The organism is Enterobacter sp. 118C5, assembly GCF_034107645.1.
Classification (GTDB): Bacteria; Pseudomonadota; Gammaproteobacteria; order Enterobacterales; family Enterobacteriaceae; genus Enterobacter; species Enterobacter nematophilus.
Window position 1 is genome coordinate 418,751 of sequence record NZ_JAWNEU010000003.1, and the last position, 13,659, is coordinate 432,409.

Annotated in this window: 11 protein-coding genes; 3 read left to right on the plus strand and 8 right to left on the minus strand. The window is 56.3% G+C overall.

Features of this window, described 5'->3' with window-relative positions; translation table 11 throughout:
* Positions 1-603: 603 nt before the first annotated feature.
* Positions 604-2,004: an asparagine--tRNA ligase gene (gene asnS, locus UTO39_RS09570; protein ID WP_048960458.1), complete on the minus strand. Its 1,401-nt coding sequence runs from the start codon at positions 2,002-2,004 to the stop codon at positions 604-606.
* Positions 2,005-2,171: 167 nt separating this feature from the next.
* On the minus strand, positions 2,172-3,374 hold the full coding sequence (pncB, locus tag UTO39_RS09575; protein ID WP_320727052.1) for a nicotinate phosphoribosyltransferase: 1,203 nt from the start codon (positions 3,372-3,374) through the stop codon (positions 2,172-2,174).
* Between the two features lie 254 nt (positions 3,375-3,628).
* Here pncB and pepN point away from each other — a divergent pair, with 254 nt between their 5' ends.
* Entirely contained in the window at positions 3,629-6,241 is a 2,613-nt protein-coding gene (gene pepN, locus UTO39_RS09580) for an aminopeptidase N (RefSeq protein WP_320727053.1), read from the plus strand.
* A 51-nt stretch (positions 6,242-6,292) separates the two neighbouring features.
* On the opposite strand, the gene ssuB is transcribed toward pepN, so the two are convergent.
* The 5 genes from ssuB to ssuE are packed head-to-tail and all read right to left on the minus strand — an operon-like array spanning position 6,293 to position 10,533.
* The gene (gene ssuB, locus UTO39_RS09585; RefSeq protein WP_320727054.1) at positions 6,293-7,063 is read right to left on the minus strand and encodes an aliphatic sulfonates ABC transporter ATP-binding protein; all 771 of its coding nucleotides are present in this window, start codon (positions 7,061-7,063) and stop codon (positions 6,293-6,295) included.
* Entirely contained in the window at positions 7,060-7,851 is a 792-nt protein-coding gene (gene ssuC / locus UTO39_RS09590; protein WP_320727055.1) for an aliphatic sulfonate ABC transporter permease SsuC, read from the minus strand. Before ssuC ends, ssuB begins: the two co-directional genes overlap by 4 nt.
* A 9-nt stretch (positions 7,852-7,860) precedes the next feature.
* A complete protein-coding gene (gene ssuD / locus UTO39_RS09595; protein WP_320727056.1) occupies positions 7,861-9,006 on the minus strand; it encodes an FMNH2-dependent alkanesulfonate monooxygenase in 1,146 nt (381 codons plus the stop codon).
* Entirely contained in the window at positions 9,003-9,965 is a 963-nt protein-coding gene (locus tag UTO39_RS09600) for a sulfonate ABC transporter substrate-binding protein (RefSeq protein ID WP_320727057.1), read from the minus strand. The genes ssuD and UTO39_RS09600 overlap by 4 nt, the downstream gene beginning before the upstream one ends.
* Complete coding sequence (gene ssuE / locus UTO39_RS09605; RefSeq protein ID WP_061098678.1) at positions 9,958-10,533, minus strand: NADPH-dependent FMN reductase; 576 nt, start codon at positions 10,531-10,533, stop codon at positions 9,958-9,960. The genes UTO39_RS09600 and ssuE overlap by 8 nt, the downstream gene beginning before the upstream one ends.
* A gap of 249 nt (positions 10,534-10,782) precedes the next feature.
* On the opposite strand from ssuE, the gene pyrD reads away from it, so the two are divergent.
* Together pyrD and zapC are read left to right on the plus strand one after the other, a co-directional pair.
* Positions 10,783-11,793: a quinone-dependent dihydroorotate dehydrogenase gene (gene pyrD, locus UTO39_RS09610; protein ID WP_061098677.1), complete on the plus strand. Its 1,011-nt coding sequence runs from the start codon at positions 10,783-10,785 to the stop codon at positions 11,791-11,793.
* A 165-nt stretch (positions 11,794-11,958) separates the two neighbouring features.
* Positions 11,959-12,501, plus strand: coding sequence for a cell division protein ZapC (gene zapC, locus UTO39_RS09615; protein ID WP_320727058.1), 543 nt, complete (start codon positions 11,959-11,961; stop codon positions 12,499-12,501).
* Here the strand turns inward: zapC and UTO39_RS09620 are convergent.
* Positions 12,498-13,607: a YcbX family protein gene (locus tag UTO39_RS09620; RefSeq protein ID WP_320727059.1), complete on the minus strand. Its 1,110-nt coding sequence runs from the start codon at positions 13,605-13,607 to the stop codon at positions 12,498-12,500. The genes zapC and UTO39_RS09620 overlap by 4 nt on opposite strands.
* Positions 13,608-13,659 lie beyond the last annotated feature (52 nt).

Genomic DNA, 13,659 nt, shown 5'->3' on the forward strand with positions numbered 1-13,659 from the left:
TTTATTACCCTCATTGGTTTTTTTATGACACTCGCCACCGCCGCCAATAAATTCTGTCAATAAATATTTCCGGAACTATTGATGAGAGTTTGGTGTCTTTATGTATCTGACAGGCATCTTTCCATTCACCGAAGCGTTTCGCTAGCCTGAAAGTGCTACAATTCTCAAGATTGAGTTACAGAAAGAAAATATGTGTAACTAAATGTGTATTTTTGGGAACTTTGTGAACCATCTCAAATTTCGGAACCCCCTGGCGAATTAAGCATCAGTTTGTTTCCTATATATATGAATTCCTTATGTTTAATTTGGATAAAGGCAATTCCTATAAACGGATGTTAAACGACTCGTTTTTTCTTATGACCGAAAAAAGACTTCTGGATGGCTGAAAAATTGGTTGAAATTTGTGCTATTACTTCAGGGTGTAATAATCGCAATAAGACTGAGGTTTATTTTTTGTGGCTGGATATTTCGCGGAAACAAAACGTAACAGGTAGTGGTTGTGACGGGGTGGTGGTTTAAAAAGGCTGACTTTACGCTGACAAAAACTGACAAGAAAGAATAAAATAATGGCCAGCAAATGCTGGCCATTGTCTGTGGTGTTACTTAGAAGCTGGCGTTGCGTGGTGTGCGCGGGAATGGGATCACGTCACGCACGTTCTGAACGCCGGTAACGTAGGCGATCAGACGCTCGAAGCCCAGACCAAAACCAGCGTGCGGAACGGTGCCATAACGGCGCAGGTCGCGATACCAGCTGTAGTCCGCAGGGTTGAGACCCATCTCTTCCATGCGCGCATCGAGCACGTCCAGACGTTCTTCACGCTGAGAACCACCGATGATTTCACCGATGCCCGGCGCCAGTACGTCCATCGCTGCCACGGTTTTACCGTCTTCATTAAGGCGCATATAGAAGGCTTTAATGTCTTTCGGGTAGTTTTTAACAACAACCGGCGCTTTGAAGTGTTTCTCGGCGAGATAGCGTTCGTGCTCAGACGCCAGATCGACGCCCCAGTAAACCGGGTTCTCAAACTTCTCACCGCATTTTTCGAGGATCGCTACCGCGTCGGTATAGTCCACCTGCGCAAAGTCGGCAGAGACGAAACGCTCCAGACGCGCCACAGCATCGCTGTCAACGCGCTCTGCGAAGAATTTCATGTCGTCAGGACGCTCTTCCAGAACCGCTTTGAAGACGTACTTCAGCATCGCTTCTGCGAGACCTGCAACGTCATTCAGATCGGCAAACGCCACTTCCGGCTCCAGCATCCAGAACTCCGCCAGGTGGCGGCTGGTGTTGGAGTTTTCGGCGCGGAAGGTTGGGCCGAAGGTATAGATTTTAGACAGCGCACAGGCGTAAGTTTCGCCGTTGAGCTGTCCGGATACCGTCAGGAAGGCTTCTTTACCAAAGAAGTCTTTGTCATAGTCCACTTTACCTTCCGGCGTGCGCGGCAGGTTTTCCATGTCCAGCGTCGAGACGCGGAACATTTCGCCTGCGCCTTCCGTATCGGACGCGGTGATCAGCGGGGTAGACACCCAGAAATAACCCTGCTCATCGAAGAAGCGATGCAGCGCCTGGGCCAGCGTATGGCGCACGCGAGCCACCGCACCAATCAGGTTGGTACGCGGACGCAGGTGTGCGACTTCACGCAGGTATTCGATGCTGTGACGTTTTGCCGCCATCGGGTAGGTGTCCGGATCTTCAACCCAGCCGGTGACTTCAATGGCAGAGGCCTGGATCTCGAAACTCTGACCCTGGCCAGGTGATGCGACAACCACACCGGTAACGATAACGGAACAGCCCGTCGTCAGGCGCAGAACGTCATCATTGTAATTGGGCAGAGAATTATTAATGACGGCCTGTACAGGATCAAAGCAGGAACCGTCATAGACGGCAAGGAAGGAGATGCCAGCTTTAGAATCTCGGCGAGTACGCACCCATCCGCGCACGGTGACCTCCTGGTCAACGGCGACACGGCCCTGGAGTACGTCGGCTACAGGCACAACGCTCATAATATTCTCTCTGTTAATAGTCGGAAAAAATAAACACTTGTCCACCCTAAGACGGGGGGATATCTATGTTACCTGCCATCCGCTATCAGACAAGTAAATTTCGCAGTCAAAAGAGAAGAATTGAGAAATAAATAAGGGAAGGGAGCCCTGAAGGCTCCCGTAAGCGCTTAACTGGCTTTTTTGATCTGAGGGAGATCGAACGCTTTGCGCAATGCGCGGACAAACGCTTTGTCATGGCAGATGGTTTTACCCGGGCTGTCGGAGAGCTTTGCCACCGGCTTGCCGTTACATTCCACCAGCTTTATCACGATATTCAGAGGTTTTACCTGAGGAATGTCGCAGGTCAACCGGGTACCGATCCCGAAGCCCAGATTAATTCTGGTATTGAAATGACGATACAGTTCGACGGCTTTCGCCAGGTCGAGATTATCGGAGAAGACCAGCACCTTGCTCATCGGGTCAATGCCGAGTTTTTGATAATGGACAATCGCCTTTTCGCCCCATTCAACCGGATCCCCGGAGTCGTGGCGTAACCCCTGGTAACGCTCTGCGAACTCGGGACCAAAGTCGCGCAGGAAGGCATCCATCGTAATGCAGTCGGTCAGGGCGATCCCGAGTTGATTCGGGTACTCTTCAAGCCAGGCGGCCAGCGCCGCACGCTGGCTGTTGGCCAGGTCAGGGCTAATTTGCTGATGCGCCTGGAACCACTCGTGCGCCTGAGTGCCCATTGGCGTCAGGTTGAGGCGACGCGCAAGATCGTAGTTGCTGGTGCCCACGAACCACGGCTCCTGCTGCAAACGTTCAACGATAGCCTGCTGAACCTCGCGAGAGAAGCGGCGACGGGTGCCGAAATCCATCAGGCGGAAGCGGGACATATCCAGCCCTTCGGTCAGCGTTGAGAATGCCTCAAGTTTGTTTTCCAGCGAGGCGACCGCCTGTTCAACGCCCGTTTCAGGCGAACGGTAGCGCTGAGCCAGCTCGCTGATGACGGCCAGAAGCGGCACTTCCCACATGATCACTTCCCGCCACGGACCTTCAAGACGAATATCCAGCTTGCCGTTCTCGTTGGTCACGGTGACCTGTTCAGGCTTATAGCGGAAGTCGCGCAGCCAGTTCAGATAGTCCGCTTTGAAGAAAGGCAGGCCTGAAAGCCACTGGTATTCGTCGTCCTGCAGCGTCAGATGCTGCATCGCATCGACCTGTTCACGAATGGAGTCTGCGTAGATACCGAGCAAGTCGTCACCACGGCAGCGGAATTCCGCCGCGACGTTAACGTCATAGTAATGGTGGAAAACGGCTTGCTGCATATGCAGTTTATACGCGTCGGTATCCAGCAACGTATGCAGAACCGGAGAAGCGAATTGAGTCATAGGTGCGCTGTAGCATCCTCTCACGGGAGCGTTTAGTACAATAAACAACTCCGGAGTATACCTTGTTTAGTGATTTATTGAACCCCGATCACAACATAAGCACACTTTATGGTCGAGAGCATTTCGTGCCCCGTGTTATACAAATGTAGCAAAAAAGGTGTTTCTGCCTGAAAAGATGAACATTCTGCATAGCGCGTTTTACGCAACAGGAATATATTGAAACGTTACTCGACAAACGATGCATAAGGTTTTCTATGACACAACAGCCACAAGCCAAATACCGCCACGACTACCGTGCGCCGGAATACCTGATTGGCGATATCGATCTGACTTTTGACCTGGATGCCACAAAAACCGTTGTGACGGCGGTAAGCCAGGTGACGCGCCACAGCGCGACTGCCGTACCGCTGCGTCTGGATGGCGAAGACCTGACGCTGGTCTCCCTGCATATTAACGATGAACCCTGGTCAGACTATAAAGAAGAAGGCAACCAGCTGGTCATCGACAACCTGCCGGAACGCTTTACGCTGCGCATCGTGAATGAAATCAGCCCTGCCGCAAACACGGCGCTGGAAGGGCTTTACCAGTCAGGCGTGGCCCTGTGTACACAGTGTGAAGCAGAAGGTTTCCGCCACATTACCTGGTACCTCGACCGCCCGGACGTGCTGGCGCGCTTTACCACTAAAATCATTGCCGATAAAACGCTCTATCCGTTCCTGCTCTCCAACGGTAACCGCGTCGGCGAGGGCGAACTGGAAAATGGCCGTCACTGGGTGCAGTGGCAGGACCCGTTCCCGAAACCATGCTACCTGTTTGCGCTGGTAGCGGGTGATTTCGACGTGCTGCGCGATACCTTCAAAACCCGCTCTGGCCGCGAAGTGGCGCTGGAGCTGTTCGTTGACCGCGGCAACCTTGACCGCGCGCCGTGGGCGATGACTTCACTCATTAATTCCATGAAGTGGGACGAAGAGCGCTTCGGCCTCGAATACGATCTCGACATCTATATGATCGTCGCCGTCGACTTCTTCAACATGGGCGCGATGGAGAATAAAGGCCTTAACATCTTTAACTCCAAATACGTGCTGGCGCGTACCGATACCGCCACCGATAAAGACTACCTTGATATCGAACGCGTCATCGGCCACGAGTATTTCCATAACTGGACCGGTAACCGCGTCACCTGCCGCGACTGGTTCCAGCTGAGCCTGAAAGAGGGCCTGACCGTCTTCCGCGATCAGGAGTTCAGCTCCGATCTCGGCTCGCGGGCGGTCAACCGCATCAACAACGTGCGTACCATGCGCGGTCTGCAGTTTGCGGAAGATGCCAGCCCAATGGCGCACCCGATCCGTCCGGACAAAGTCATTGAGATGAACAACTTCTACACCCTGACGGTGTACGAGAAGGGCGCGGAAATTATTCGCATGATCCACACCCTGCTGGGCGAGGAGAACTTCCAGAAAGGGATGCAGCTCTATTTCGAGCGCCACGACGGCAGCGCGGCCACCTGCGACGACTTCGTGCAGGCGATGGAAGACGCGTCCAACGTTGATCTCTCTCATTTCCGCCGCTGGTACAGCCAGGCCGGGACCCCGATCGTCACCGTGAAGGACGACTACAACCCGGAAACCGAGCAGTACACGCTGACCATCAGCCAGCGCACGCCGCCAACCGCCGAGCAGGAAGAGAAATATCCGCTGCACATTCCGTTCAGCATTGAGCTGTACGACAACGAAGGCAACGTCATCCCGCTGCAGAAGGGCGGCCATCCGGTGCACAACGTGCTGAACGTGACCCAGGCAGAGCAGACCTTTATCTTCGATAACGTCTACTTCCAGCCGGTTCCTGCATTGCTGTGCGAATTCTCCGCGCCGGTGAAGCTGGAGTACAAGTGGAGCGACCAGCAGCTGACGTTCCTGATGCGCCATGCGCGCAATGATTTCTCTCGCTGGGACGCCGCGCAGAGCCTGCTCGCAACCTACATCAAGCTGAACGTGAACCGCTACCAGCAGGGCCAGCCGCTGACGCTGCCGGTGCACGTGGCAGACGCGTTCCGTGCGATCCTGCTGGATGAGAAGATTGACCCGGCGCTGGCGGCTGAAATTCTGACCCTCCCGTCCGCAACCGAAATTGCAGAGCTGTTCGATATCATCGACCCGATTGCCATCGTGGCCGTGCGTGAAGCGCTGACCCGCACGCTGGCGACCGAACTGGCGGATGAATTCCTGGCGCTCTACAACGCCAACAGGCTTGACGCCTATCGCGTGGAGCATGCGGATATCGGCAAACGTACTCTGCGCAATACCTGCCTGCGCTATCTTGCGTTTGGTGAGGCCGGGCTGGCGAACACGCTGGTGAGCAAGCAGTATCACGAAGCGGATAACATGACCGATGCGCTGGCCGCGCTGTCGGCAAGCGTTGCCGCTGAACTGCCGTGCCGCGATGCGCTGATGCAGGAGTATGACGACAAGTGGCACCAGGATGGTCTGGTGATGGACAAGTGGTTTATTCTGCAGGCGACCAGCCCGGCGGCCGATGCGCTTAGCAAGGTTCGCAGCCTGCTGAAGCACCGTTCGTTCACCATGAGCAACCCGAACCGCGTTCGCTCGCTGATTGGCGCATTTGCCAGCAGCAACCCGGCCGCGTTCCACGCCGAAGACGGCAGCGGATACCAGTTTATGGTGGAAATGCTGACCGAGCTGAACAGCCGTAACCCGCAGGTTGCATCACGTCTGATTGAGCCGCTGATTCGCCTGAAACGCTATGATGCGCAGCGCCAGGCGAAGATGCGCGCCGCGCTTGAGCAGCTGAAAGGGCTGGAAAATCTGTCTGGCGATCTGTACGAGAAGATTGCTAAAGCACTGGCCTGATAGAAAGCTTAACCCTCCCTCTCCCTGTGGGAGAGGGCCGGGGTGAAGGCATCAGGCATTAGCCGTAATCAACGCACGCTCATTTACCCCACGCTTCATCACCCGCTCCAACACCGCCCCCTCCAGCTCCGCCAGTCTCGCCGACCCTACGCGACGAGGGCGCGGGATATCCACCGTCAGATCCAGACCGATTTTCCCGTCTTCTATAAGCAATACCCGGTCCGCCATCGCCACGGCTTCGCTGACGTCATGCGTCACCAGCAGGACCGTAAAGCCGTGCGCCTGCCAGAGGGATTCAATCAGATCCTGCATTTCGATCCGCGTCAGGGCGTCGAGCGCGCCGAGCGGCTCATCAAGCAGCAGCAGGCCGGGACGGTGAATCAACGCTCGCGCCAGCGCCACGCGCTGCTTCTGCCCGCCCGACAGCGCCGCAGGCCATTCACCTGCGCGGTTTTCCAGCCCGACGGCGGCCAGCGCCCGACGGGCTTCATCCCGCCAGTTGCCTTTGAGCCCCAGCCCGACGTTATTAATCACCGTCTTCCAGGGCAGCAGCCGCGCGTCCTGAAACATCATGCGCGTATCGTCCTGAATATTCGAAAGCGGCGTTGTTCCTGCCAGAATCTCTCCACCGTTGGGGGCTTCCAGCCCGGCTAAAAGACGCAGAAGCGTGCTCTTGCCGCCGCCGCTGCGCCCGACTAGGGCCACAAACTGGCCGGCGGGAATGTGCAGATCCAGCCCGTTAAGAATGGTGTTTTCGCCGTAGCGTTTGGTTACGCCGTTCAGCAGCAGCGGCGTGCCCTGGTTCAGTCGTGCCGTATTCATGCTTTCGCCTCCTGAAGGGTATAGGCCGGGTTCCAGCGCAGCCAGCTGCGCTCAAGCCACTGGGCGCTGACGTCCGCGAGTTTGCCAAGCAGGGCATAGAGGATGATGGCAACCACCACCACGTCCGTTTGCAGGAATTCGCGGGCGTTCATCGCCAGATAGCCGATGCCTGAATTGGCCGAGATGGTCTCCGCCACAATCAGCGTCAGCCACATCAGGCCGAGCGCAAAACGCACCCCGACCATGATGGAGGGCAGGGCGCCCGGCAGGATCACGTGTATAAAGAGAGAAAAGCCGGACAGGCCGTAGCTGCGCGCCATCTCCACCAGACCGCGATCGATATTGCGGATGCCGTGCCAGGTGTTGATGTAGATCGGGAACAGCGTGCCAAGCGCCACGAGAAAGATCTTGGCGCTCTCGTCAATCCCAAACCACAGAATCACCAGCGGGATCAGCGCCAGATGCGGCACGTTGCGCAGCATCTGAATGGAGGTATCCAGCAGCCGCTCGCCCCAGCGGGAAAGGCCGCTGATCAGACCCAGCAACAGACCAATGCTGCCGCCGATGGAAAACCCAATCACCGCGCGCCAGGAGCTGATCGCCAGATGCTGCCACAGCTCGCCGCTGACGCTCAGCGACCAGAACGCTTCTACGACGCCCTCCGGAGAGGGCAGTATGCGGCTCGACAGCCAGCCGGTGGTCGACGCGAGCTGCCAGAGCGCCACGATGCCGACGGGCAAAAACCACGGGGCGGCGCGCAGCAGCCATTTTTGTGAGGTGGCAGACATGGTCACTCCTTAGCTCTGCGCGACTTTGCGCGGAATAAACTCGTTCGCCACGGCTTCGCCCTGCAGCTGGAGCCGCTGCGGCTGTGGAATTTCCGGAACGGCGACGTCCAGATGCGGGAATAACAGCTCGCCCACCTTGTACGCCTCTTCCAGGTGCGGATAGCCGGAGAGAATAAAGCTGTCGATGCCCAGGTCAGCGTATTCATTAATCCGGGCGGCTACGGTCGGGCCGTCGCCGACCAGCGCCGTGCCCGCGCCGCCGCGCACCAGGCCGACGCCCGCCCACAGGTTCGGGCTGATTTCCAGATTCTCGCGCCTGCCGTTGTGCAGAGAGGCCATGCGGTGCTGCCCGACGGAGTCGGTTTTGGCAAACGCGGCCTGCGCCTTCGCGATGGTCTCATCGTCTAGATGGGAGATCAGGCGGTCTGCCGCCTGCCAGGCTTCTTCATTGGTTTCGCGCACAATCACGTGCAGGCGAATGCCGAAGCGCACCCTGCGGCCATGGGCGGCGGCTTTGGCGCGGACCTGAGCAATTTTCTCTTTCACCAGCTCGGGCGGCTCGCCCCAGGTCAGATAGAGATCGACCTGCTCGGCGGCCAGATCCTGAGCCACATCCGACGATCCGCCAAAATAGAGCGGGGGACGCGGCTGCTGCACCGGCGGGAAGTAGAGCTTCGCGTCGCGAACGTGAATATGCTTGCCTTCAAAGGTGACGGTTTCGCCTTCCAACAGGCGTCGCCAGACGCGGGTAAACTCGGCGGAGGCTTCATAGCGCTCGGTATGGTCGAGGAACACGCCGTCGCCCGCCAGCTCCTGCGGATCGCTGCCCGTCACCAGGTTGAACAGGGCCCGGCCGTTGGAGAGCCTGTCCAGCGTTGCCGCCTGACGCGCCGCCACGGTGGGGGAAACGACGCTCGGGCGCAATGCAACCAGGAATTTAAGGCGCTGGGTGACCGGGATCATCGACGCGGCGACCAGCCAGGCATCCTCGCACGAGCGTCCGGTCGGGATCAGCACGCCGGTAAAACCGATTCGGTCCGCCGCCTGCGCAATCTGCTGCAGATAGCCGTGGTCAACCGGGCGCGAACCCTCTTCTGTGCCAAGATAGTGCCCATCGCCGTGGGTGGGTAAAAACCAGAAAAGATTCAGACTCATGATTTAGCTCCTTCTTTGCCAGCGGGCTGCCAGATGCGTTCGCGAATATCGACCTGTTTTGGGACCAGGCGGTTTTGATAGAAGAGGTCAGCGGTCTGTTGCTGAAGCGCGGCGACGTGCGCGTCTACCGGTGAAATGGTGGTGGGTGGACGGTGGCTGAGATAGCTCGCAATCACCGGTTCAGGCAGGCCCATGGTTTTTGCCAGCAGGGCAATGCTCGCCTGAGGCTGGCTTTGGGTCAGCGCATCTGCCTGCGTGAAGGTATCCAGCACGCCCTGAATAAACGCGCCGTTTTTTTCCGCGTAAGGGCGTGCGGCGAGGTAGAACGAGCCGGTCTGTTTGAGCGTGGTACCGTCCTTCAGCACCCGTACGCCGCCTTGCAGTAATGCCGCTGAGTAGTACGGATCCCAGATAGCCCAGGCATCAACGTTTTTCTGCTGGAACGCGGCGCGCGCGTCGGCAGGCGTCAGGTAAATGGGTTGAATGTCGGTGAACTTTAGCCCGGCTTCCTGTAAGGCGCGCAGCAGCAGGTTGTGCGAGCTGGAGCCTTTCTGGAAAGCGACCTTACGTCCTTTAAGGTCGGCGACGCTTTTAATGTCGCTGTTTTCAGGTACCAGAATCACCTCGGCTTTCGGTTTCGCGGGTTCTACGCCGACGTAGACAAGGTCTGCCCCGGCAGCCTGAGCAAAAATAGGCGGGATGTCGCCCGTGCTGCCCAGATCGATACTGCCGACGTTCAGCGCTTCAAGCATCTGCGGCCCTGCCGGGAACTCCACCCAGGAGAATTTGGTGTCCGGGAAGCGTTTTTCCAGCAGATGGTGGCTTTTTGCCAGCACCATGCTGACGCTGCCTTTTTGGTAGCCAATGCGTAAGCTGTCCGGTGCGGTTTCTGCGGCATGCGCCAGCGCGGTAAACGCCATCAGGCCAGCCAGTCCGAGACGGGTTAAGGTTTTAAACATGTGCGACTCCCTGAGGCGGAGTAAAAGAAGGAACCTGGATATCCCGGCGATGCAGGGCGTGCCAGAAGGTTTCCAGCGCGGCATCAAGGCGCGTTTGCAGATTCGGCGTGAAGTGCGGCTTATGCTGGTAGTCAATGACCTGCGAATCATCCGCGAAAACGCCGTGGAGGATCTCCTGCGCCTTCAGGGCGTTCAGCACCGGCTTCAGGGCGTAATCCACCGCCAGTAAATGTGCCACCGTGCCGCCCGTTGCCAGCGGCAGCACCACTTTGCCGTCCAGCGCGCGCTCGGGGAGAAGATCGAGCAGGGTTTTCAGCGCGCCCGAAAAAGAGGCTTTATAAATCGGGGTCGCAACGATGAGGCCGTCCGCTTCCTTGAGCTGCTCGGTGAGGGTTTTCAGCGCGGGGCTGTCGAAGCGGGCATACAGCAAATCTTCAGGCTCGAAGTTATGCAGATTCCAGTGGCACACTTCCACGTCCAGGGCGTTGAGCTTTTCACGGGCATATTCCAGCAGGGCGCTGGAACGCGAAGGGAATCGTGGACTTCCGGCCAGGGTAATGACGCGCATACTTCCTCCTTATAACTAATTGTTTGCTTTTGTCTAACATTCATAACAATTTTCAGGAGTGTGACACCGCGCGGTTATTCCACTAAATGATTTATCCGCAATTAAAATGCGAAAAACTGCATAAGAAAGGGAAAGGCAGGAAAACGATTGCGTTTTACGCCGTTTTTTTTGCCGCAGGTCAATTCCCTTTCGCGACGGGATCGCCCATAATCCCCTCCCGGTTTGCACACCGGGAATCCAGGAGAGTTCATGTACTACCCCTTCGTTCGTAAAGCCCTTTTCCAGCTCGACCCCGAGCGCGCTCATGAATTTACATTTCAGCAATTACGTCGCATTACAGGCACGCCTCTGGCGGCACTGGTGCGTCAAAACGTGCCGGAAAAGCCTGTGCAGTGCATGGGTCTGACCTTTAAAAATCCGCTGGGTCTGGCGGCCGGTCTGGACAAAAATGGCGAGTGCATCGATGCCCTGGGCGCGATGGGCTTTGGCTCCATCGAAATTGGTACCGTCACGCCGCGCCCGCAGCCGGGAAATGACAAGCCGCGCCTGTTCCGCCTGGTCGAAGCCGAAGGGCTGATCAACCGCATGGGCTTTAATAACCTCGGCGTTGATCATCTGGTGGAGAACGTGAAGAAAGCCCATTTCGATGGGGTGTTAGGCATCAATATTGGCAAAAATAAAGATACGCCGGTTGAGCAGGGTAAAGATGACTATCTGATTTGTATGGAAAAAGTCTACGCCTATGCCGGGTATATCGCGGTGAATATTTCCTCACCTAATACCCCGGGTTTACGCTCGTTACAATATGGCGAAGCGCTGGACGATCTTCTGAGTGCCATTAAAAATAAACAAAATGAACTCCAGGCGATCCACCATAAATATGTTCCGGTCGCGGTGAAGATCGCGCCGGATCTTTCTCATGAAGAATTGATCCAGGTTGCCGACAGTTTGGTTCGCCATAATATCGATGGGGTGATTGCAACGAATACCACGCTCGATCGTTCCCTCGTTCAGGGAATGAAAAACTGTGACGAAGCGGGTGGGTTAAGTGGCCGTCCGGTACAATTAAAAAGCACCGAAATTATTCGCGCTCTGTCTGCAGAATTAAATGGCCGTTTACCGATTATTGGCGTCGGCGGTATCGACTCGGTGATTGCTGCGCGCGAGAAGATGGCGGCCGGTGCGTCACTGGTGCAAATCTATTCCGGCTTTATTTTTAAAGGCCCGCCGCTGATTAAAGAAATCGTTACTCATATCTAATCTTTTCTCTTAATCAGACAACCAGGGCTTTATTTCCAGCCCTGGTTGTTTTATATTCCGTCACTGTTGCTTATTTAGACATTATAGTCTTTTATTACTAGTGTTATAAACGAAGCGGCCAACAGGACATTTTTAGTACAGGACGTTTGGGGACGGGAGAGAAACATGCGAATTAAACCTGACGATAACTGGCGCTGGTATTTTTGCGATGAGCACGATCGCATGATGCTCGATTTAGCCAATGGCATGTTGTTTCGTTCTCGTTTTGCCCGCCGAATGTTAACCCCGGACGCGTTTTCTCCATCGGGCTTTTGTGTTGATGATGCGGCGCTTTATTTCTCCTTTGAAGAAAAATGCCGCGATCTGATGCTCTCAAAAGAGCAGCGTGCCGAACTGGTATTAAATGCGCTGGTGGCTATCCGTTTCCTGAAGCCGCAAATGCCGAAAAGCTGGCATTTCCTGCCTCACGGCATGGACTGGACGCCAGCAACGGGCGATGCAGCCAGCGTTAACCTGAGCGATACCGCCGAAGAGGTGAGCCTGTTAGTGGTTGAGCCGGGCGAAAACGCCGCACTTTGTCTGCTGGCGCAGCCCGGCGTGACGATTGCCGGGCGCGTAATGCAGTTAGGTGATGCGATCAAAGTCATGAATGACAGGCTGAAGCCGCCGCTGCGCGTAGATTCCTTCAGCCTCGAACAGGCGGTTTAAGCTTCCAGCTGTACCGACGTTTTCGGTACGCAGCTACAGCACAGGATTGTGCCGTCATTTCCAATTGCAGATTTTTTCAGCGCACTCACTTCACCCTCCAGTAGCTTGATGCGGCAGCATCCGCAAATTCCCGCGCGGCAGGAATACGGTACGCGAATACCGGCTTGCTCCAGTTGCTCCAGCAGCACCTGCTGATTGTTGCCACGAATAATCTTGCCCTGCCAGTGAATATCCACCGCAGAGGCGACGTTTGTCACAACGTCGACCATTTCTTCTTCCTGGCCTGAGCCGTACACTCTCGCCGGCCCGCGGGCGAGAATTTCAACCTCATCGCCTACGCGGATCGCGCCGCTGGAGCGCGGGATCAGGTTCTGGCCGAAATCGACATCGCCGTTGTCCTGTGCGGTACGGAACGATTGCAGCGTTTTCAGCGGCTCGCCGGAAGGATGCTTCTGGCCTTTCTCGGGGCTTACCGTGGTGAAAATGCAGCGGCTGCAGGGTTTGACGACATCAAAGATGACGCTGCCGATGCGAATGACTTTCCAGGTGTCTTCATCCCAGGCGTCGGCGCCCGTCACCACCAGGTTCGGACGGAACTGTTCCATCTGTACGCTGGCTTTACAGCGATTCTGTAAATCACGCAGCGACGCTTCGTTGGTGAGCAGGAACGGGAAGCCATCCGCGAAGGAGAGGGGAACGGCGTCGTGGCGCTTGACGCGACGCGTCAGTTCCGGCCCAACCCAGCGCAGCTGCACGTCGCGGGAGAAGAAGCCGCTCAGCCAGCGGTTAATTTCATCCGGTGCGATGCGGGCGGTAAAATGGTTGCCCCATACTTCCGTTGGCGCGTCGACAGCCGCAAAATCAGCAAAGCGAATCACCGCGCTGGAACCGTCCGGCGCGGTCAGATGCAAACCATCATGAAGCGGTGAAGGGGTGAAGCGAACCATCTGCGGGAACTGGCGTGCGGTGATAAACGTCCCGTCAGGCTCGGTGACCATAAAAATACGATCGAAGGCGAACCCGCTCATGTCTGCCAGCGCGTGAGAGACGCCGATGCCGCGCATGGATTTCACCGGATGAATAAAAAGCCTGGATAACGTCGCCACTGCACACTCCCGCAAATGAAAATAAGCCTTCAACTTTATGACATACACGCCA

Excerpts from the sequence above, each read along its gene's own strand:
- asnS (WP_048960458.1), bottom strand. The coding sequence starts at position 2,004 with ATGAGCGTTGTGCCTGTAGCCGACGTACTCCAGGGCCGTGTCGCCGTT.
- pncB (WP_320727052.1), bottom strand. The coding sequence starts at position 3,374 with ATGACTCAATTCGCTTCTCCGGTTCTGCATACGTTGCTGGATACCGAC.
- pepN (WP_320727053.1), top strand. The coding sequence starts at position 3,629 with ATGACACAACAGCCACAAGCCAAATACCGCCACGACTACCGTGCGCCG.
- ssuB (WP_320727054.1), bottom strand. The coding sequence starts at position 7,063 with ATGAATACGGCACGACTGAACCAGGGCACGCCGCTGCTGCTGAACGGC.
- ssuC (WP_320727055.1), bottom strand. The coding sequence starts at position 7,851 with ATGTCTGCCACCTCACAAAAATGGCTGCTGCGCGCCGCCCCGTGGTTT.
- ssuD (WP_320727056.1), bottom strand. The coding sequence starts at position 9,006 with ATGAGTCTGAATCTTTTCTGGTTTTTACCCACCCACGGCGATGGGCAC.
- UTO39_RS09600 (WP_320727057.1), bottom strand. The coding sequence starts at position 9,965 with ATGTTTAAAACCTTAACCCGTCTCGGACTGGCTGGCCTGATGGCGTTT.
- ssuE (WP_061098678.1), bottom strand. The coding sequence starts at position 10,533 with ATGCGCGTCATTACCCTGGCCGGAAGTCCACGATTCCCTTCGCGTTCC.
- pyrD (WP_061098677.1), top strand. The coding sequence starts at position 10,783 with ATGTACTACCCCTTCGTTCGTAAAGCCCTTTTCCAGCTCGACCCCGAG.
- zapC (WP_320727058.1), top strand. The coding sequence starts at position 11,959 with ATGCGAATTAAACCTGACGATAACTGGCGCTGGTATTTTTGCGATGAG.